The sequence below is a fragment of the Geobacillus sp. C56-T2 genome, from assembly GCF_007829715.1.
In the GTDB taxonomy this organism is placed as follows: domain Bacteria; phylum Bacillota; class Bacilli; order Bacillales; family Anoxybacillaceae; genus Geobacillus; species Geobacillus icigianus.
On record NZ_VJWB01000001.1, the window covers coordinates 1,253,591 to 1,273,944 of the forward strand.

Consider the following 20,354-nt stretch of genomic DNA (forward strand, 5'->3'; position numbering starts at 1 on the left):
ACCATGTTGAATGGCATCGTTGTGCTTGATTTTTCCCAGTACTTGCCGGGTCCGTTTGCGAGCTGGCGCCTCGCCCAGCTCGGAGCCGAAGTGATCAAAATCGAGCCCCCCTCCGGCGACCGTCTGCGCCCGTTCGCCGGGGGGCGGCTGTTTGCCGCCTATAACGCCGGCAAAAAAAGCGTCGCCTTGGACTTAAAGACGGACGAGGGGCGCGAGCAAGCGCGGCGGCTCGCCGCCCGCGCCGATGTGGTGATCGAGAGCTTCCGCCCCGGAGTGATGGCCAGGCTTGGGCTCGGGTATGACGATGTGCGCCGCGACAACGAAGGGATCATTTACTGCTCGATCAGCGGCTTCGGCCAGCGGAGCGGCCGCTCCTTGCTCGGCAGCCATGATTTGAACTATATGGCGCTCTCCGGTGTATTGGCGCAGCTCGCCGATGCACGCGGCCGTCCGGTTCATCCGAAAGTGACGCTGGCTGATTTTATCGGCGGCATGGCGGCGGCGGAGCGCGTTTTGGCGGCGCTGTTGGCCCGCGAGCGGACCGGCCGAGGCGCCTATTTGGACGTCTCGCTGGTTGACGGCTTGGCGGCGATGATGGCGGGCCATTTTGCCATGGAACACGGCGGCGGGCCGAAACATGGCCTTGCCGAACTTGCCGGGGAGGTGGTGTGCTACCAGCTGTATGAGACGAAAGACGGTCGTTATATGAGCGTAGCGGCGCTTGAACCGCACTTTTGGCGCCAGTTTTGCGAAGCGATCGGCCATCCGGAATGGATCGGGGCGCAGTGGGCGCCGGCGCGGCCGGGAGAGGCGGTGTATGACGGACTTGTCGCTTTGTTTCGCGAAAAAACGCTTTCTGAATGGAGCGCCTTCGCGGAAAGGGTCGACGCTTGCCTTGCTCCGGTGCTTGAAACGGATGAAGCGAAGCGGCTGTTTGCCGACGGCCAAGTTCGCCGCCTTGTCGCGATGCAGCTGGATGGCGTGTGGACGGCTGCGCATGGGCCGGATGGCCGGTGGAACGTCGAAGCGCCGCCTAAAGTCAATGAACATGCTGATTTATTGAAGGGGGAGGAATAACCGATGATGAAAACACCGTTAAACATTTCGATGATGCTTGAGCGGGCGGAGGTGTTTTTTCCGAAAAAACAAGTCATCTCCCGCATGAAAGGCGGTGTCGTCCGCCATACATACAAAGAGATTGGGGAGCGGACGCGCCGGCTGGCCAGCATGTTGAAGCAGCTCGGGGTGGGAGTCGGCGACCGCGTCGGCACGTTCGCCTGGAATCATCACCGCCATTTGGAAGCGTATTTTGCCATTCCCGGCATCGGGGCGGTGCTGCATACGATCAACATCCGTCTCTCACCGCAGCATATCGCCTACATCATCAACCATGCCGATGACCGCGTTTTGCTGATCGATGATGATTTGCTGCCGGCCATTGAAGCGGTGAAAGACGAGATCCCGAACGTGCGCGCTTTCATCATTATGACCGACGCCGACGAGCTGCCGGAAACGGCGCTGGCGCCGGTGTACCATTACGAGAAACTGCTTGCCGAGGGCGATCCGGCATTCCCGTTTTTGAAAGACCTCGATGAATACCAACCGGCCGGAATGTGCTATACATCGGCGACAACAGGCCGTCCAAAGGGGGTTGTCTACACGCACCGGAGCACCGTCTTGCACGCAATGGCGCTAGGCCTAGCTGATACGCAAGGGCTGTGCGAGCGCGATGTCGCCATGCCGGTTGTGCCAATGTTTCACGTCAACGCCTGGGGGCTGCCGTTTGCCGCCACGTGGTTCGGTTCGACGATCGTCATGCCGGGGCCGGCGTTTACGCCGAAAGTGCTTGCCGAGCTGATTGAAGCCGAGCGGGTGACGATCACGGCCGGCGTGCCGACGATTTGGCTCGGGCTGCTGCAAGAATTGGAGAAAGGCCGCTATGATGTCAGCAGCCTGACGCGCGTCATTTGCGGCGGTTCGGCCGCGCCGAAAGGAGTCATCCGCGCCTTTGAAGAAAAATACGGCATTCCGTTTATTCACGCGTACGGCATGACGGAAACGAGCCCGCTTGTGCTCGTCTCGCGCCCGAAAAGCTATCAAGATGGGCTGTCGTACGAGGAGAAACTCGACATCCGCGCCAAACAAGGGCTGCTTGCGCCAGGGCTTGAAATGAAAGTAATCGGTCAAAACGGGCCGGTTCGCTGGGACGGGAAGGAAATGGGCGAGCTTTGCTTGCGCGGGCCGTGGATCGCTGCCGAGTACTACAACGATGAGCGAACGAAGGAGACGTTCCGCGACGGCTGGCTCCATACCGGTGATGTCGTCACCGTGGACGAAGAAGGGTTTGTGAAAATCGTCGACCGGACGAAGGACGTCATTAAAAGCGGTGGCGAATGGATTTCATCGGTTGATTTGGAAAATGCGCTTATGGCCCATGAAGCGGTGTTCGAAGCGGCGGTCGTCGCCGTGCCGCATCCGAAATGGCAGGAGCGTCCGATTGCCTGCGTCGTGCTGAAAGAAGGCAAAAGCGTGACAAAAGAAGAGCTGTACGACTTTTTGCGCCCGCAATTTGCGAAATGGTGGCTGCCGGATGACATTGTGTTTCTCGATGAAATTCCGAAAACAAGCGTCGGCAAGTTTTTGAAGCGGAAGCTGCGCGATGAGATGGCGGCGCGCTATGCCGATGCGGCGGCGGAGTAAAGGAGGCGAACACCGTGTCCGAAACGATTGCGGTCATCGGCGCCGGAGTGATGGGAAGCGGCATCGCGCAAACGGCGGCGATGGCGGGAAAAACGGTGCATTTCTATGACGTGTCCGAAACGGCTTTGCAAAACGGGCTCGCCTCGGTCGAAAAAAGCTTGCGCCGCTTTGTGAAAGCGGGGCAGTTGTCCGAACAAGAGGCGGAGGCGGCGCTCGGCCGCATCCGCCCGGCGACCGGTTCCGCGCGCCGCAGCTTTTGCGCAAGCTCGTTGAAGCCGGGCATTTAGGGCGGAAAACAGGGAAAGGGTTCTATACGTATACAACATGAACAGGCGCTTGAAGCGGAAACAGAGCCGTTTCAAGTTAGCTTCGAGTTCTATACGTATTACAACATGAACAGGTGCCGCTCACGGAGAGGTGGACAGAAACAGGCCTGTTTGGCGGCGCCGCAGTGCGCCGTTCGATACAACGGTGTGGCCGCCGCGCCGTCAAGGCGTGGCGTTGACAACAACAAGGAGGCGAAGATGGTGCGCGAAGCGGTGATTGTGGAAGCCGTTAGAACGCCGGTCGGTAAACGGAACGGCGTCTTCCGCGACGTTCATCCGGTTCATCTGGCCGCGGCGGTGTTGGATGAAGTCGTGCGCCGGGCGGGCATAGAAAAAGGACAGGTGGAAGATATCGTCATGGGCTGTGTGACGCCGATCGCCGAGCAAGGATACAACATCGGGCGGCTCGCGGCGTTGGAGGCTGGATTCCCAATCGAAGTGCCGGCTGTGCAAATCAATCGGATGTGCGGCTCCGGGCAGCAGGCGATCCATTTTGCCGCTCAAGAAATCCGCTCCGGCGATATGGATGTCACCATTGCCGCTGGGGTCGAAAGCATGACGAAAGTCCCGATTTTCAGCGACGGCAATGAGCGGACGATTCCGCCGTCGCTTCATGAAAAGTACGAGTTCATCCACCAAGGCGTTTCAGCCGAGCGGATTGCCAAAAAATACGGCCTGACGCGCGCGGAGCTGGATGCCTACGCCTACGAAAGCCATCGGCGCGCCTTAGCCGCCATGCGCGCAGGGAAGTTTCGCGCCGAAATCGTCCCGGTCAAAGGGCTTGACCGCGATGGCCGCGAAATCCTTGTCACCGATGATGAGGGGCCGCGGGCCGATACATCGCCGGAAGCGCTCGCCGCGCTCAAGCCGGTGTTTCAAGAAGACGGCGTCATCACCGCCGGCAATGCGAGCCAAATGAGCGACGGGGCGGCCGCTCTGTTGCTCATGGAGCGGGAGGCGGCGCGTCGGTTCGGACTGAAGCCGAAAGCGCGCATCGTCGCGCAAACGGTCGTCGGCTCCGACCCGACGTATATGCTGGATGGCGTCATTCCGGCGACAAGACAAGTGCTGAAAAAAGCCGGACTTACGATCGAGGATATCGATCTCATTGAAATCAACGAAGCGTTCGCCCCGGTCGTGCTCGCCTGGCAAAAAGAAATCGGCGCCCCGCTTGCGAAAGTGAATGTCAACGGCGGCGCCATCGCGCTTGGCCATCCGCTCGGCGCCACCGGCGTCAAACTGATGACGTCGCTCGTTCATGAGCTGGAGCGGCGGGAAGGCCGCTATGGGCTATTGACGATTTGCATCGGGCACGGCATGGCGACAGCGACGATCATTGAGCGAATGTAGAGCGCGACAAAACACATAACGTTCGCACCAGCAGCAGCGGGGCGGCCGCCAAGCCCGCTATTTTTTGCTGAAAACCAAGCGGGACGGAAGCCGGTCGGGTGTGATAAGATGAGGAAAAGCGGACGAAAGGGGGAGCGCTGGGCAAGATGAAACAACCGGTTCTTGCCTCCATCTATTTATCGCTCGCCGCCGGCATTTGGGGCGGGATGTATGTCGTAAGCAAGTACGTATTGGACTACATCCCGCCGCTGACGCTCGTCTGGCTGCGCTACGGTGTCGCCTTGATCGCGCTAGTCTTGATCGCGGCAATGAAACGCGAGCGCCCGCCAATGCGCGGGCGCGATTGGCTGATGGTGATCGCGATTGGCGTCATCGGCTATGTCATTTCCATTTCGTTGCAATTTGTCGGCACAAAATGGTCGAACGCCCATACGGCTTCGCTCATTACGGCTTCAACACCGGCGTTTGTCGTTTTATTTGCCCGTTGGCTGCTTGGGGAAGCGCTCACGTGGCGGAAGCTTGTGGCGCTGGTGTTGGCGGCGGCGGGAGTGATTGTCATCGTCGGCCTCGGAGACAACGGGGAGTCGACGCTGGCTGGAAATATGGCGTTAGTCGGCGCGGCGGTCACTTGGGCGCTGTTGTCGGTGCTGGTGAAAATGGCATCGGCGCGCATGTCCGTTCTTTCCATTACGACCTTCGCCATCTTGGTAGCGTTTGTCGGCATGACGCCGATGTTGATGGTGGAGCGCCCAGGGCTGACGGCCGTTCAATGGAACGCGCCCGTTGCGATGGGCGTGTTGTACCTTGGCATCGTGTCAACGGCGGGCGCGTTTTTCTTGTGGAACAAAGGGATGGAGATGATCGACGCCGGCATCGGCTCGCTCTTTTTCTTTTTTCAGCCGCTCATCGGCTCGCTTTTTGGCTGGCTGTTTTTGCATGAGCGGCTTGACGCGTCCTTTTGGGTGGGCGGAACGCTTATCGTCGCGGGAGTGGCGGTGGCGGTGCGGAGCGGGCAAAGCGCGTAAGGACAGCGAAGCGCCCGCGCGGGGGCGTTCCTTGCTTGCCATTTCTTCTTTGGCCATGGTTTGATGCCCAATCACTCGAATCTACGCTGGAAGCGATTACCCGCCCGCTTTTTCCCCCACCGCCCGCCGCGGCAGCTTCCAGCCGTACGTGTATGACAAAATGCGAAGAGCAGCGACGGCAATAAACAGCACATACAGTTCCACGGGCGACTCCGCCCATTTCAGGCCGACGGCGATGCCAGCTAAAATCGCCCAAGCGGCGTAAATTTCCGCATGCAGCACAAGCGGCTTCCGCCCGGCAAGCACGTCCCGGATGATGCCGCCGCCGCTGCCGGTCAACACCGCCGCGACGATGACCGCGCTTAACGGATGGCCCATTTTTGCGGCATACAGTGCCCCTTGGATGGCGAACGCCGATAACCCGAGGGCGTCAAAAAAGTTGCCCCACCGCTTCCATGGCGGGAGCATCTGCTTCGGAAACAAATAGACGATCGTCATCGAGACTAAGGCGACAAGAAAGAGCGAACCTTGTTCCCATAACGCCGATACGGGAACCCCAATCAGCAAATTGCGCACGGCCCCGCCGCCAAACGCCGTGACGATCCCTAAAATGTAGACGCCAAGCAAATCATATTCCTCTTCCATCGCGACGATCGCCCCGCTGATGGCAAAGGCGATCGTGCCGATGATGCTCAATATTTCCCACGTCATTCGTGCTGTTCCTTTCCGTGTCATGTTCTTGTATCATTGTAGAGGCAAAAGCGGCGGGAATCAATCGTTTTTTCGGGAATGAACTAGCCGTGCGCTGCTTGAATTTGGTATGATGAACAAAGAGGACACAGCCGCTTTCGGTCATTCGCGGAAAGCCGAGCGAAGCCCGTGCGGATGGCCGGGATGCGCCCGAGCGTCCGCGCCATAAAAACGGTTGGCGCTCCATGCGGATCACATGGCTGCGCCCGAGAGGAGAAGGAAGGCTATGAGCCGCGAACAAGCCATCATCGTCGGCTGCCAACTTCATGGAATCGATGACGAGCGGTTTCGCTATTCGATGGAGGAGCTCGCTTCGCTCGTTGCGACCGCCAACGGTGAGGTGGTAGCCGAGTTGACACAAAAACGGGAAGCGCCGCATCCGGCGACGTACATTGGCAAAGGAAAAACGGAGGAACTTGCCGCTCTCGTCAAACAGCTGATGCCGGATATTGTCATTTTCAACAGTGAACTTTCTCCTAGTCAAGCCCGCAATTTGACGAACATGCTTGGCGAGGTGAAAGTGATTGATCGGACGCAGCTCATTTTAGACATTTTTGCAAGGCGCGCCCGTTCGAAAGAAGGAAAGCTGCAAGTGGAGCTCGCGCAGCTCGAGTATCTGTTGCCGCGCCTTGGCGGCCAAGGCGCGGCGCTATCCCGCTTGGGCGGCGGCATCGGCACGCGCGGTCCGGGGGAGACGAAGCTGGAGACCGACCGGCGCCACATTCGCCGCCGCATCGACGACATTAAAGCCGAACTGCGCCGCATCGCCGAACATCGCGAGCGGTACCGCGGGCGCCGGCAAAAAAATCACGCGTTTCAAGTGGCGCTCGTCGGCTATACGAACGCCGGCAAATCGACGATTTTTAATCGGCTGACGGCGGCCGATTCGTTCGAGGAAAATTTGCTGTTTGCGACGCTCGACCCGCTGACGCGCCAATGCGTCCTTCCGTGTGGGTATACGGTGCTTGTCACCGACACGGTCGGGTTCATTCAAGACTTGCCGACGACGCTTGTCGCCGCGTTCCGCTCGACGCTCGAGGAGGTGACGGAAGCGGATCTGTTGCTGCACATCGTCGATTCATCGCATCCCGATTACGCCGAACATGAGCGAACGGTGTTGCGGCTCGTTGCGGAGTTGGGGGCGTCCTCCATTCCGATGGTCACAGTGTACAATAAACGTGACCGGCAGGCGCCAGAATTCATTCCGACGACAACAGAGGCGCTCGTCATGAGCGCGCTTTCTGCCGCTGATATCGAACGGCTTCGCGCGTTTTTGGAGGAGGCGATCAAGCGGCAAATGGTCCTTTACCACGCCTCCATTCCAAGCGGCCAAGGAAAATGGCTCGCACGGTTAAAAGCGGACACGATTTTGCAGCAATGGCGCTATAATGAACAAGAAGGGACGTACGAATGCGAAGGGTACGTGCTCCCGACTCACCCGCTTTACAGGGAGCTGCAATCATTCCAATGATAGAAAGGGTTCACCAATGTTTTGGACAACATGGAAACACGGAGAGACGATCGCTGCGCTGATCGAAGAAGTGGAGGCGCAAATTGCCCCGATCCATCGCTCGATTGAGAGGCTGGTTGACGGAAACCAGCATCGCGTCCTTGACAGTTTCCGTCGCCATCAAGTGAGCGACGGCCATTTCATCCCGACAACGGGCTACGGCTATGATGATGTCGGCCGTGACACGCTCGATCGCATTTACGCCGATGTATTCGGCGCGGAAGCCGGCCTAGTGCGCCCGCAAATCATTTCCGGCACGCACGCGATTGCCATCGCGCTGTTTGGCGTGCTGCGCCCGGGCGATGAATTGCTCTACATCACGGGCGCCCCTTATGACACGCTTGAGGAGATCGTCGGCGTCCGCGGCCGCGGCGTCGGTTCGCTGAACGAGTTTGGCATTCGTTATCGGAGCGTGCCGCTTACGGCGGACGGAGCCGTTGATTTTCCGGCGGTGCGCGAGGCGATCCACGAGCGGACGAAAATGATCGGCATCCAGCGCTCGCGCGGGTATGCGACGCGCCCGTCGTTTACGGTCGATGAAATCGCCAAGATGATCGCCTTTGTCAAAGCGATCAAGCCGGATGTCGTTGTGTTTGTCGACAATTGCTACGGGGAGTTTGTCGAGGAAAAAGAGCCTTGCCATGTCGGCGCCGATTTGATGGCCGGTTCGTTGATCAAAAACCCTGGAGGGGGATTGGTGAAAACAGGAGGGTATATCGTCGGCAGGCACCAATACGTCGAAGCGTGCGCCTATCGGATGACCTCGCCGGGCATCGGCGCCGAAGTCGGCCCTTCGCTGTACAGCCTGCTTGAGATGTATCAAGGGTTTTTCCTCGCTCCGCACGTCGTCGGCCAAGCGCTCAAAGGGGCGGTGTTCACCGCCGCATTGCTCGAGCGGGTCGGGCTTGAGACTTCGCCGTCATGGAACGCGAAGCGCACCGATTTGGTGCAGTCGGTCCGCTTTAATGATCCAGAGCAAATGGTTGCTTTTTGCCAAGCCATTCAAGCGGCTTCCCCGGTGAACGCCCATTTCACTCCGTACCCGAGCGACATGCCCGGCTACGAGGATCAAGTGATCATGGCGGCGGGCACGTTCGTGCAAGGCGCCAGCATCGAGCTGACGGCGGACGGGCCGCTGCGTCCGCCATACGTGGCGTACGTGCAGGGCGGATTGACGTATTCTCATGTCAAAATCGCCGTTTGCTCCGCTGTTCACCGCTTGCTGGAACAGCAGCTCATTTGTTTGTGAGAAAAGGTAACATATAATTGACTGTTTTCTTCACATTATGATAAAATAAAGGTATGAAAAGCGAGGAGGAATTGGCATGAGCAGCCAAATTCGTCGTTCCATGCCATTGTTTCCGATCGGGATTGTGATGCAGCTGACGGACTTATCGGCCCGGCAAATTCGCTATTACGAAGAGCACGGCCTCGTCACGCCGGCGCGCACCGAAGGCAATCGGCGGCTGTTTTCGCTCAATGACATCGATCGTTTGCTTGAAATTAAAGACTTGATTGATCAAGGCGTCAACCTCGCTGGAATTAAGCGCATTTTTGCCGCGCGGCAGGAAGGGCGTCACGAACAGCCGGAAAAAGTCGACAAGGCAGGAAAGCCGAAGCTGTCGGACGAAGAGCTGCGCGAAATTTTGCGGACGGAGCTGCTTCAGGCCGGGCGGTTTCAGCGCGCATCGCTTCGCCAAGGAGATCTCGCTCGCTTCTTTCACTAACGATGGGAAATGATTTCGGAGCCGGTGAGGAGGTTCAAGATGGCAAAATATACGCGTGAAGACATTATGCGCATCGTCAAGGAAGAGAACGTCAAATACATCCGCCTGCAATTTACCGATATTTTAGGCACGATTAAAAACGTGGAAATTCCGATCAGCCAGCTGGAAAAAGCGCTGAACAACAAAATGATGTTTGACGGGTCATCGATCGAGGGGTTTGTCCGCATCGAAGAATCGGACATGTATTTGTACCCTGACTTGGACACGTTTGTCATCTTTCCGTGGACGGCGGAAAAAGGGAAAGTCGCCCGCTTTATTTGCGACATTTACAATGCCGACGGCACGCCGTTTGAAGGCTGCCCGCGCTATAACTTAAAACGCGTGCTCAAAGAGATGGAAGCGCTCGGCTTCACGGCGTTCAACTTAGGGGCGGAACCGGAGTTTTTCCTCTTTAAGCTCGATGAAAAAGGGCACCCGACGATGGAGTTGAACGACCGCGGCGGCTATTTCGATTTAGCGCCGACGGATTTGGGGGAAAACTGCCGGCGGGACATCGTGCTTGAGCTCGAAGAAATGGGGTTTGAAATCGAAGCGTCCCATCACGAAGTTGCCCCAGGACAGCATGAAATTGATTTCAAATACGCCCACGCCATCAAAGCGTGCGATGATATTCAGACGTTCAAGCTCGTCGTGAAGACGATCGCCCGCAAGCATGGGCTGCACGCGACGTTCATGCCGAAGCCGATTTTCGGCATCAACGGCTCGGGTATGCACTGCAACTTGTCGCTGTTCCGCAACGGGGAAAACGCCTTTTTTGATCCGAACGGCGAGTTGCAGTTGAGCGAAACGGCCCGCCAGTTTATCGCCGGCGTGCTGAAACACGCGCCGAACTTTACGGCGGTGACGAACCCGACCGTCAACTCGTACAAGCGGCTCGTTCCGGGCTATGAAGCGCCGTGCTATGTCGCTTGGTCGGCGCGCAACCGCAGCCCGCTCATTCGCATTCCGGCTTCGCGCGGCATGAGCACGCGCATTGAAGTGCGCAGCGTTGACCCGTCGGCGAACCCGTACTTAGCGATGGCGGTGCTGTTGGCGGCGGGGCTTGACGGCATTCGCAACAAACTCACCCCTCCGGCACCGGTGGATCGGAACATTTACGTCATGACGAAAGAAGAACGGCTCGAAGAAGGCATTGTCGATTTGCCGGCTACGCTCATTGAGGCGCTTGAAAACTTGAAGTCCGACGAAGTGATCGTCCAAGCGCTCGGCAAGCATTTATTCGAGCACTTCGTTGAAGCGAAAGAAATCGAGTGGGATATGTATCGGACGACCGTCCACCAATGGGAATTGGATCAATACATGGAGCTGTACTAATCAAAAAGAGGGTATCCCAAAAAGATCGGGATACCCTCTTTCGTTGCCCTATATACGTGCTGACTGCTTCGGCCGCACGATCGGTTGCGTCGATCTTGAAGGCAGACAGCCTTTAGGTCAGCCCCTCTTTTATATAGGTACCGGCGCTTCCGGCCCATGATTGGTTGTGCCTACCCTGAAACCAGACACCTTGTGGACTGGCCCTTTTTTCTGCGGTCTAACTTGTTCGGCTCGCGCGCTTTTGCCATGCCGCCTTGTGGACCGGCCCTTTTCCGCGGCAGGCCGCTCACACCCGGCAACCCCGCTGTTCGGGTTTTGGCTCAAGCCCCGTCCGCCTCGTTGCGGCGGCGCGCGGCGTCAGCCGACAAGGTGATGGACGTTTGTCCGCCCCGTCCGCCGTCTTCGTTGCGCTTCCGTTAGCCGATCAGGCGATAGACGCCGATCACTTTGCCGAGAATCGTGCAATCGCGGACGATGATCGGCTCGAGATGAGCGTTTTCCGGCTGCAGGCGGATATGATCCTTTTCTTTGAAAAAGCGCTTGACGGTCGCTTCATTGTCTTCGGTCATGGCCACGACGATGTCGCCGTTTTGGGCCGATGATTGCTGGCGGACGATGACGTAGTCGCCGTCCAAAATGCCGGCTTCGATCATGCTGTCGCCCATCACTTCAAGCATAAACAGCTGTTCTTCGCCGGCGGCGAGCCGTTTCGGAAGCGGGAAATAGTCCTCGATGTTTTCTACGGCCGTAATCGGCTGCCCGGCGGTCACTTTCCCGATGATCGGCACGGAGACGATGTCCTCGCCCTCTTTTTCCTTCCCGCCATCGTTGTCCAAAATTTCAATGGCGCGCGGCTTGGTCGGGTCGCGGCGGATGTATCCTTTGCTTTCCAACCGCGCCAAATGCCCATGGACAGTCGAACTCGACGCCAGTCCGACCGCCTCCCCAATCTCCCTCACCGACGGCGGATAGCCCTTCGTTTTGACTTCCTGCTTAATAAACTCTAAAATTTGCTGCTGCCGTTTCGACAGTTTCGTCATTCCCTGCACCTCCGGCAAGTCATTTGCCTTCATTATATCATGCCGAAAGGGAAAAAACAAACATAAGTTCGAATTTTTTGTTGACACAAACAAATGTTCCTGATTATAATGAAGGAAAGCGAACGAACATTCTCTTTTTGGGGTGGGGAAAATGAAGAAGACGTTTTTACACTATCTAGTATTTTCAGTTTTGATGACGCTTTTCACAGCTGCGTTCATCTACGCTGGCAGCCCGGTCGATAAACAGGAATATGTGACGGTGACCGTCGCATCAGGCGATACGCTTTGGGGGTTGGCCAAGCAATATGAACAGGAGCACGGCTTATCGCCGGACGAATTCATCCGCTGGGTGGTGGAGGTGAACCATCTTCGCAGTTCCCGTCTCACAGCTGGTGAACAGATCGTCATTCCCGTGTTAAAATCGAAGCGGGGCGGTTCATTGGCCGCCAATCAGTAACAAGAAAGAAGGGATGGCCATGAGGGCGGTCATTTATTGCCGCGTCAGCACGGACAAAAGCGAGCAGGAAACATCGCTGGCTCGGCAGCGGGAGGAGCTTGAACGGCTCGCGGCGGAAAGCGGATTTGAGGTGGTCAAGGTGATCGCCGAGCAGGCGAGCGGTTATGAAGCTGACCGTGACGGCGTGCTCGAGCTGCTCGAACTGTGTGAAGAGGGGCTCGTGGACGTCTTGCTCGTTCAAGACGAAACTCGGCTCGGGCGCGGCCATGCGCGCATGGCGCTGCTTCATTGCCTGAAAAAGCGAGGGGTCAAGCTATACAGCGCCAGCCACCGCGGAGAGATGCCGCTATCCGAGGCCGATGAGATGGTGTTGTCGATCATTGCGATCGTCGAGGAGTATCAGCGGAAACTACATAACGCGAAAATCAAGCGCGGCATGCAGCGAGCCATCGCGCGCGGCTATCGTCCGGAGCGGAACTTGCGGCGCCAAGGAGAGAACGCGGGGCGCGATCGCATCGAACTGCCGATCGAAGAGATCGTCCGCCTGCGCGCGCGCGGTTTCACGTTTGCCGATATCGCCGCCACGCTCCGAAGCTTTGGCTATGAGGCGTCCAAAGCGACCGTTCATCGCCGCTACCAGGAATATATGGACGAGCGGCAAGCCGAACAGCCCAGCGGCTACGAGCCCGGCACCGAGCGCGATCACGAATATACGGGCGAGCGGCAAGGAAGGCGCGCTGCGAAGCGATAGAAAGGCAGAGGAAGGCGGCCGAGGCGTCATTGTTGCCATCTTCGCGTTTTAGCAGATAACATAGAACGGAGAACGATCATCCTAACGAATAGGAGAAGATAACGGATGCTTGCCAAACAGAAATTAGACCGCATCAATGAACTGGCCAAAAAGGCGAAAACGTCTGGCTTGACGGCGGAAGAAACGATCGAACAGGCGAAGTTGCGCCGCGAATACATTCAGGCGTTCCGCAAGGCGATGACCGATATGCTTCATACCGTGACGGTCATCGATCCAAACGGGAACGATGTCACGCCGAAAAAGCTAAAAGAAAGTCAACGCCGGCGCCTCCATTAAGTGTTGGCGCCGCGCGGCGGCGTTCCCATGCTTCGTTTGGAAACTAAACGTTGTACAAGGGAGCCCATTTTCTATATGATAGTAAATGACACCATGTTGATGAAAGGGAGGAAGACGATGGCGCATTCAATCGAAGAATTAGCCATTACCACCATTCGAACGCTGTCGATCGACGCGATCGAAAAGGCGAAATCTGGGCATCCGGGCATGCCGATGGGAGCGGCGCCGATGGCGTATGTGCTTTGGACGAAATGGATGAACCACAATCCGGCCAATCCGAACTGGTTCAACCGCGACCGGTTTGTCCTGTCAGCGGGGCACGGCTCGATGCTGCTGTACAGCCTGCTTCATTTAAGCGGGTACGATGTGTCCATGGACGATCTCAAACAGTTTCGCCAATGGGGAAGCAAGACGCCGGGCCATCCGGAATACGGTCATACGCCAGGAGTGGAAGCAACGACCGGCCCGCTCGGGCAAGGAATTGCGATGGCCGTTGGCATGGCGATGGCCGAGCGGCATTTGGCGGCGACTTACAACCGCGACGGGTTTCCCATCATCGATCACTATACGTACGCGATTTGCGGCGACGGCGATTTAATGGAAGGGGTGGCGAGCGAGGCAGCGTCGCTTGCCGGCCATTTACAGCTCGGCCGCTTGATCGTCCTGTATGACTCGAACGACATTTCCTTGGACGGGGAGCTGAATTTGTCGTTCTCAGAAAACGTCGCCCAACGCTTCCAAGCCTATGGCTGGCAATATTTGCGCGTTGAGGACGGCAACAACATTGAAGAAATCGCAAAAGCGTTGGAAGAAGCACGGGCCGATCTTAGCCGGCCGACGCTCATTGAAGTAAAAACGACGATCGGCTACGGTGCGCCGACAAAAGCGGGCACATCCGGCGTTCACGGCGCTCCGCTCGGCGCGGAAGAAGCGAAGTTGACGAAGGAAGCGTACCGCTGGACGTTCGCCGAAGATTTCTACGTGCCGGAAGAGGTGTACGCTCATTTCCGGGAGACCGTGCAAGAACCGGGAGCGAAAAAGGAAGCGGAATGGAACGAGCTCTTTGCCGCTTACGAACAGGCGCATCCGGAGCTGGCCGCCCAGTTGAAGCAAGCGATCGCAGGAACGCTTCCTGCCGGCTGGGAAGCTGTGCTGCCGGTGTATGAAGCGGGCAAAAGCCTAGCGACCCGCTCGTCTTCTGGGGAAGTGATCAACGCCATCGCTAAAGCGGTGCCGCAATTGTTTGGCGGTTCGGCCGACTTGGCGAGCTCGAACAAAACGCTCATCAAAGGCGGCGGCAACTTCTTGCCGGGCAGCTACGAGGGCCGCAACATTTGGTTTGGCGTGCGCGAATTTGCCATGGGAGCGGCGTTGAACGGCATGGCGCTCCATGGTGGATTGAAGGTGTTCGGGGGCACGTTCTTCGTGTTTTCCGACTATTTGCGCCCGGCCATTCGACTCGCGGCGCTCATGGGGCTGCCGGTCACGTATGTGTTGACGCATGACAGCATCGCCGTCGGTGAAGATGGCCCGACGCACGAGCCGGTGGAGCATCTTGCTTCGCTTCGCGCCATGCCAAACTTGTCGGTCATCCGACCGGCCGATGCCAATGAAACCGCGGCAGCGTGGCGGCTGGCGCTGGAAGCGACAGACAAGCCGACTGCGCTCGTGTTGACGCGCCAAGATGTGCCAACGTTGCCGCAAACGGCGGAGCTGGCGTATGAAGGCGTGAAAAAAGGCGCTTATGTCGTCTCACCGGCGAAAAACGGCGCTCCGGAGGCGCTGCTCTTGGCGACCGGGTCCGAAGTCAGCCTGGCGGTGAACGCGCAAGAAGCGCTCGCTGCTGAAGGCATTCATGTTTCCGTCATCAGCATGCCATCGTGGGACCGCTTTGAAGCGCAGCCAAAAGCGTACCGTGATGAAGTGATCCCGCCGACCGTAACGAAGCGGCTGGCCATTGAGATGGGCGCCTCGCTCGGCTGGGAGCGCTACGTCGGTCACGAGGGCGATGTGTTAGCCATCGACCGGTTTGGCGCCTCCGCACCGGGAGAAAAAATCATGGCTGAGTACGGCTTTACCGTCGACCACGTTGTTCGCCGCGTCAAAGCGCTGCTTGGAAAATGAGCGGAGAAAGCCGATCTTCCGGACGGATGACGACCTCCACTGCCTAGTTTATTGGGCGGATGACGACCTCAACCGCCTAGTTCATTGGGCGGATGAGGACATCGACCAGTTTCTTCGTTAGATTCGGAAGAGAGTCGGGACAGCTGCCCTTGCGCCGCAGCAGGGGCGGCTTGTTTTTTGGCCCGCGGCCGTGCGGCTGAACCGCCTTCGCCGACGTTCGGGATGTCGCGCGTCAGTTACCCGCTTGTTGTTGGGCCGCGGCGGCGCGGCTGAACTGGCTGGGCCAAGCCTTGCCGCAAGCGGCCACAGGTTGAAAGGCTGCGCGCAAAAATCGACAATGTTAGTGAAAAAAATTGCCGGCAATAGACATATTTTTCCCCCTTCTTTTTCTATAATAAAAACAGATGGAACGGAAATGGGGGATCGAACATGGTTCGTTATTGGATTTATTTGTTGAAGGATGAAGTGGCGGCGCATTATCGCCATCGGACGGAAAAAATTGTCGAACTGCTACGGGAGCATCAACACGCGAAAGCGCCGTTAAAAGCGATTTGCCGCAAGCAAGTGGAGTTCATCACCGAACGGTTGTCGTTTTCCCGTCTCGAGCTCGGCTTGAAACAATCGTTCACTGGACGCGTCGGCAAAAATTTGGAACGCAATATGTTCATTTTGCGCCATGAATCTGGCGAGGAAGCGCTCCTTGTCGTCCAAAAACGCCGCCTGTTGCTTGTCGCCGACAGCGCAGCGCTGGCTGCTGACATCGGACGGGCGCTCGCCAAACTAGCGCCAACGTTTTTGGCGGTGGCTGCCGATTTTGCTGACTACCATTGGTTATGCGCGCCGGCGCCAGGGAGAAAATTCGCATAATGTGAAGATTTTTGCGGCGGAATATTGTCTAATGGCGCATCGTTTAGTACACTGGTTAAAGAGACAACAAGAAGGAGGAAAATCGCTGCGATGTGGGATACGATTCTCGTTGGCGTGCTGGCGCTCATCGCCGGTGTGGCAATCGGGTTTTTCATCGCCCGTAAAACGATGATCAATTATTTGAAAAAAAATCCGCCGATCAATGAACAGATGATTCGGATGATGATGATGCAAATGGGCATGACGCCTTCGCAGAAGAAAATCAACCAGATGATGAAAATGATGAACAACCAGCTGAAATAAGGAAACATAGACACTCGATGAAGAGTGTCTTTTTATTTTGCGAAAATGTCCTTTCAAAATTTTTTCATTTTTGTTACAATGATATAGCGATTGTTCGGCAATCGAAGGAAGGAGATGGGACTGTGCGCGTGTTTCGCGACTTGTTTTGGTTTTTTCGCCAAGAGAAAAAAGCGTACATGACCGGTGTGTTGCTGCTTGTGGTCGTCGCCTTTTTCGAAACCGTTCCGCCGAAAGTGATCGGCATTTTGGTTGACCATATGAAAAATGGAACGATGACGCGCGGCGTGCTTGTTCGCTGGCTTGCCGTCCTTGCCGTTGTGGCGGCGGCGCTCTATGGGCTTCGCTATGCTTGGCGCATTTGCATTTTCGGAGCGGCCGTCAAGCTCACTCGCCAGCTCCGCAATGAGCTGTATGAACACTTTACGAAGATGTCGCCGTCGTTTTACCAGCGGAAGCGGATCGGCGATCTGATGGCTCACGCGACCAATGACTTGCAAGCGATCCAGCAAACGGCCGGCAGCGGCATTTTGACGCTTGTCGATTCGCTGACGCTCGGCGGATTTGTGCTGGCGACCATGGCGATTTCGATCAGCTGGAAGTTGACCTTCATCAGTCTATTGCCGCTGCCGGTGATGGCGGTGGCGACGAGCCGCTACGGAGCGATCCTTCATCGGCGGTTTGTTACGGCGCAAGAGGCGTTCTCGTCACTCAACGATAAAGTGCAGGAAAGCATCAGCGGCATTCGGGTGATCAAAGCGTTTGGGTATGAAAAACAAGATGTGGAGGCGTTTCGCCGTCAATCGGAAGATGTGGTGGCTAAAAATATCGCTGTCGCCAAAATTGATGCGCTCTTTGACCCGACGATCGGCTTCCTTGTCGGGCTGTCGTTTTTCCTCGCGGTCGCGTTTGGAAGCGAGATGGTGTTGACCGGCGAACTGACGATTGGGGAGCTCGTATCGTTTACCACCTATCTCGGCTTGCTCATTTGGCCGATGTTGGCGTTCGGCTGGCTGTTTAACATCGTTGAGCGCGGACGCGCCTCGTATGACCGGGTGCGGGCGCTGCTGGCCGAGCAGGATGAAATTCAGGAAGCTCCCGATGCCATCGACGTTCCCCCGCGCGGCGACATCGAGTACGACATCAAGCGGTTCGCCTATCCTGGGGAGATGAGGACGGCGCTTTCGGACATTCGATTTCGGCTCAAGAGCGGGGCGACGCTTGGCGTTGTCGGCAAAACCGGGGCCGGGAAAACGACGCTGCTTCGTCTGTTGCTGCGCGAGTTTGACGGCTATGACGGAGAAATTCGCTTCGGCGGCCGCGACATTCGCGGTTACACGCTGTCGGCGCTCCGCTCGGCGATCGGTTACGTGCCGCAAGACCATTTTTTGTTTTCGGCTTCCGTGCGCGACAATATCGCCTTCGCCCAACCGGAGGCTGAGGAAAAGGAAATCGTGCGGGCGGCGCAGCTCGCCCATATTCATGAGGACATTCTTCAATTTCCAGACGGCTATGCGACCGTTGTCGGCGAGCGCGGCGTTTCTTTGTCAGGCGGACAAAAACAGCGGTTGTCGATCGCACGGGCGCTGTTGACAAATCCGGAAGTGCTCATTTTGGACGACGCGTTGTCGGCGGTTGACGCGAAAACGGAAGCGCGCATTTTGGCCGCCTTAAAACAAGAGCGGCGCGGCAAAACGACGATCATCGCCGCTCATCGTTTAAGCGCGGTCGAGCATGCCGATTGGATCGTGGTGCTCGATGGCGGACGAATCGTGCAGGCCGGAACCCACGAGAAGCTTGTGACCGAAGACGGCTGGTATCGCGACATGCATCAGCGCCAACAGCTCGAAGCGTTCGTGGAAGGACCACAGATCGGAGGGATGGCATGAACGGGCAGACGTTGACGGCCAAAGAACAGCGGCGGGTGCTTTGGCGGTTGCTTTCTTACATGGGAAGATACAAAAAGGAAGCCGCGCTTGCGTTTTTCCTTCTTCTTTTGTCCACGGCCGGCGAGCTTGCCGGACCGTACTTGGTGAAGGTGTTCATCGATGATTATCTCATGCCGGGCCGCCTGGCTTTTGAGCCGGTGGCGGCGTTGGCTGCCGCTTATCTCGGCGTGCTCGGGGCGAAAACCGTGATCACGTACTTTCAGCTTGTTGAATTTCAGCGGCTCGCTTTATATATTATTCAAGCGTTGCGGATGGACGTGTTTTCCAAGGTGCACCGCCTTGGGATGAGCTATTTCGACCGAACGCCAGGCGGCAGCATCGTCTCGCGGGTCACGAATGACACGGAAGCCATCAAAGACATGTTTATTAGCGTTTTAGCGGTGTTTGTGCAAAACGGTCTGTTTGTCATTGGCGTGTTTATCGCCATGTTTGTGCTCAACGTCCGGCTCGCGTTGTTTTGCCTGTTCATTCTGCCGGCCATCGCGCTCATTATGCGCACGTATCGCCGTTACAGCTCGGTATTTTATCAAGACATGCGCGAGCGGCTGAGCGAACTGAATGCCAAATTGAATGAGTCGTTGCAAGGGATGGCCATCATTCAAGCGTTTCGTCAACAGCAGCGCCTCTACCGGGAGTTCGCGGCTGTGAACGAGGCGCACTACCGGGCAGGGATGCGAAACATCCGCCTTGACGGGCTGCTGCTTCGGCCGGCGATCGATGTGATCTATATGGCTTCGATTATGGTTGTGCTTGGCTTTTTTGGCATTTCTGCGCTCGAAAGCCCGGTTGAGATCGGCGTGCTCTACGCTTTTGTCAACTATTTGGAGCGTTTTTTTGAGCCGGTAACGCAAATGATGATGCGCCTGTCGCTGTATCAACAGGCGATCGTTTCCGCCTCGCGCGTCTTTGCCCTTCTTGACCGCGAGGAGGAGGCGCCGTTTCATCCGGAACAAGCTCCGTATACGATCGAGCGCGGTGAAATTGAGTTTCGCGATGTCAGTTTTTCTTACGATGGCAAACGAGATGTCATCAAGCGCGTGTCATTTGTGATTCATCCCGGACAGACGGTCGCGTTTGTCGGCCATACGGGCAGCGGCAAAAGCTCGATCATCAACTTGCTCATGCGCTTTTACGAGTTTGACCGCGGCGATATTTTGCTTGACGGCCGGTCGATCCGCGATTATTCGCGCGCCGAGCTCCGCCGCCGGCTAGGCCTTGTCTTGCAAGATCCGTTTTTGTTTTACGGAACGGTGCGGGACAACATTCGCATGTACAACGAAGCCATCGATGAGGAGCGGGTGAGGGCGGCCGCCCGATTGGTGCAAGCCGAGCCGTTCATTGAGCGGCTGCCGGGGGGCTACGACCATGTGCTCGCTGAGCGCGGGGCGACGTTATCGAGCGGTCAGCGCCAGCTTCTTTCCTTTGCACGCACGATCGCTGCCGATCCGAAAATTTTGGTGCTCGATGAAGCGACTGCCCATATTGACACAGAAACCGAGGAAGCGATTCAAGAAGCGCTCGCGCGAATGCGAAAAGGGCGGACGACGCTGGTGATCGCCCACCGTTTGTCCACCATTCAAGACGCGGATCAAATTTTCGTCCTAAAGCGCGGCGAAATCGTTGAGCGCGGCACGCACCAGCAGCTCTTGGCGCAACGGGGGATTTATTATCAAATGTATTTGCTGCAAAACGGCCTTGTCGATGCCCGCCGCTAGGCGGAGCATCGGCAAGGTTTTTCGTTTTGGCCGCCGGCAGCGTTCGATGGGCG

Annotated in this window: 18 protein-coding genes and 2 pseudogenes; 18 read left to right on the forward strand and 2 right to left on the reverse strand. The window is 57.1% G+C overall.

What is annotated here, in order from left to right; genetic code table 11:
- The first annotated feature begins 3 nt into the window (after nucleotides 1-3).
- The 6 genes and pseudogenes from GC56T2_RS06365 to GC56T2_RS06390 all read left to right on the forward strand — a co-directional run bounded on the left by GC56T2_RS06365 (nucleotide 4) and on the right by GC56T2_RS06390 (nucleotide 5,401).
- Nucleotides 4-1,077: a CaiB/BaiF CoA transferase family protein gene (locus GC56T2_RS06365; protein WP_144973865.1), complete on the forward strand. Its 1,074-nt coding sequence runs from the start codon at nucleotides 4-6 to the stop codon at nucleotides 1,075-1,077.
- A 3-nt stretch (nucleotides 1,078-1,080) separates the two neighbouring features.
- Nucleotides 1,081-2,700: a long-chain fatty acid--CoA ligase gene (locus GC56T2_RS06370; protein ID WP_144973867.1), complete on the forward strand. Its 1,620-nt coding sequence runs from the start codon at nucleotides 1,081-1,083 to the stop codon at nucleotides 2,698-2,700.
- A gap of 14 nt (nucleotides 2,701-2,714) precedes the next feature.
- Nucleotides 2,715-2,936, forward strand: a pseudogene (locus GC56T2_RS06375) (3-hydroxyacyl-CoA dehydrogenase NAD-binding domain-containing protein); the annotation flags it as partial.
- Nucleotides 2,930-3,028, forward strand: a pseudogene (locus GC56T2_RS18355) (3-hydroxyacyl-CoA dehydrogenase family protein); the annotation flags it as partial. The pseudogenes GC56T2_RS06375 and GC56T2_RS18355, both read left to right, overlap by 7 nt.
- A gap of 196 nt (nucleotides 3,029-3,224) precedes the next feature.
- Nucleotides 3,225-4,376: a thiolase family protein gene (locus GC56T2_RS06385; RefSeq protein WP_172706083.1), complete on the forward strand. Its 1,152-nt coding sequence runs from the start codon at nucleotides 3,225-3,227 to the stop codon at nucleotides 4,374-4,376.
- A gap of 146 nt (nucleotides 4,377-4,522) precedes the next feature.
- Nucleotides 4,523-5,401: a DMT family transporter gene (locus GC56T2_RS06390; protein WP_144973871.1), complete on the forward strand. Its 879-nt coding sequence runs from the start codon at nucleotides 4,523-4,525 to the stop codon at nucleotides 5,399-5,401.
- 96 nt (nucleotides 5,402-5,497) lie between these two features.
- Here GC56T2_RS06390 and GC56T2_RS06395 read toward each other — a convergent pair whose 3' ends face one another.
- Nucleotides 5,498-6,112, reverse strand: a complete 615-nt coding sequence (locus GC56T2_RS06395; RefSeq protein ID WP_033843567.1) for a trimeric intracellular cation channel family protein — start codon at nucleotides 6,110-6,112, stop codon at nucleotides 5,498-5,500.
- Between the two features lie 265 nt (nucleotides 6,113-6,377).
- On the opposite strand from GC56T2_RS06395, the gene hflX reads away from it, so the two are divergent.
- From hflX to glnA, 4 genes are all read left to right on the forward strand, one after another.
- Nucleotides 6,378-7,622, forward strand: coding sequence for a GTPase HflX (gene hflX, locus GC56T2_RS06400; protein ID WP_144973873.1), 1,245 nt, complete (start codon nucleotides 6,378-6,380; stop codon nucleotides 7,620-7,622).
- A gap of 16 nt (nucleotides 7,623-7,638) precedes the next feature.
- Nucleotides 7,639-8,910, forward strand: a complete 1,272-nt coding sequence (locus GC56T2_RS06405; protein ID WP_144973875.1) for a methionine gamma-lyase family protein — start codon at nucleotides 7,639-7,641, stop codon at nucleotides 8,908-8,910.
- Nucleotides 8,911-8,986: 76 nt separating this feature from the next.
- On the forward strand, nucleotides 8,987-9,388 hold the full coding sequence (locus GC56T2_RS06410; RefSeq protein WP_033023211.1) for a MerR family transcriptional regulator: 402 nt from the start codon (nucleotides 8,987-8,989) through the stop codon (nucleotides 9,386-9,388).
- Between the two features lie 39 nt (nucleotides 9,389-9,427).
- Entirely contained in the window at nucleotides 9,428-10,762 is a 1,335-nt protein-coding gene (gene glnA, locus GC56T2_RS06415; protein WP_033023213.1) for a type I glutamate--ammonia ligase, read from the forward strand.
- A 416-nt stretch (nucleotides 10,763-11,178) separates the two neighbouring features.
- Here glnA and lexA read toward each other — a convergent pair whose 3' ends face one another.
- Nucleotides 11,179-11,802 (reverse strand): transcriptional repressor LexA, encoded by a 624-nt coding sequence (lexA, locus tag GC56T2_RS06420; RefSeq protein WP_033023215.1) that lies wholly within the window; start codon nucleotides 11,800-11,802, stop codon nucleotides 11,179-11,181.
- A gap of 151 nt (nucleotides 11,803-11,953) precedes the next feature.
- On the opposite strand from lexA, the gene yneA reads away from it, so the two are divergent.
- From yneA to GC56T2_RS06460, 8 genes are all read left to right on the forward strand, one after another.
- Nucleotides 11,954-12,259 carry a cell division suppressor protein YneA gene (gene yneA / locus GC56T2_RS06425; protein WP_144973877.1) on the forward strand — a complete coding sequence of 102 codons (306 nt, stop codon included), beginning with the start codon at nucleotides 11,954-11,956 and terminating at the stop codon, nucleotides 12,257-12,259.
- A 19-nt stretch (nucleotides 12,260-12,278) separates the two neighbouring features.
- Complete coding sequence (locus GC56T2_RS06430; protein ID WP_255516030.1) at nucleotides 12,279-13,010, forward strand: YneB family resolvase-like protein; 732 nt, start codon at nucleotides 12,279-12,281, stop codon at nucleotides 13,008-13,010.
- A gap of 105 nt (nucleotides 13,011-13,115) precedes the next feature.
- Nucleotides 13,116-13,346, forward strand: coding sequence for a DUF896 domain-containing protein (locus GC56T2_RS06435; RefSeq protein WP_033023217.1), 231 nt, complete (start codon nucleotides 13,116-13,118; stop codon nucleotides 13,344-13,346).
- A 117-nt stretch (nucleotides 13,347-13,463) separates the two neighbouring features.
- On the forward strand, nucleotides 13,464-15,470 hold the full coding sequence (tkt, locus tag GC56T2_RS06440; RefSeq protein WP_144973879.1) for a transketolase: 2,007 nt from the start codon (nucleotides 13,464-13,466) through the stop codon (nucleotides 15,468-15,470).
- A gap of 429 nt (nucleotides 15,471-15,899) precedes the next feature.
- Nucleotides 15,900-16,337: a sporulation inhibitor of replication protein SirA gene (gene sirA, locus GC56T2_RS06445; RefSeq protein ID WP_144973881.1), complete on the forward strand. Its 438-nt coding sequence runs from the start codon at nucleotides 15,900-15,902 to the stop codon at nucleotides 16,335-16,337.
- A 90-nt stretch (nucleotides 16,338-16,427) separates the two neighbouring features.
- Nucleotides 16,428-16,640, forward strand: coding sequence for a YneF family protein (locus GC56T2_RS06450; RefSeq protein ID WP_033023223.1), 213 nt, complete (start codon nucleotides 16,428-16,430; stop codon nucleotides 16,638-16,640).
- Nucleotides 16,641-16,762: 122 nt separating this feature from the next.
- Nucleotides 16,763-18,526: an ABC transporter transmembrane domain-containing protein gene (locus tag GC56T2_RS06455; RefSeq protein ID WP_144973883.1), complete on the forward strand. Its 1,764-nt coding sequence runs from the start codon at nucleotides 16,763-16,765 to the stop codon at nucleotides 18,524-18,526.
- Nucleotides 18,523-20,301, forward strand: coding sequence for an ABC transporter ATP-binding protein (locus GC56T2_RS06460; RefSeq protein ID WP_144973885.1), 1,779 nt, complete (start codon nucleotides 18,523-18,525; stop codon nucleotides 20,299-20,301). Before GC56T2_RS06455 ends, GC56T2_RS06460 begins: the two co-directional genes overlap by 4 nt.
- Nucleotides 20,302-20,354 lie beyond the last annotated feature (53 nt).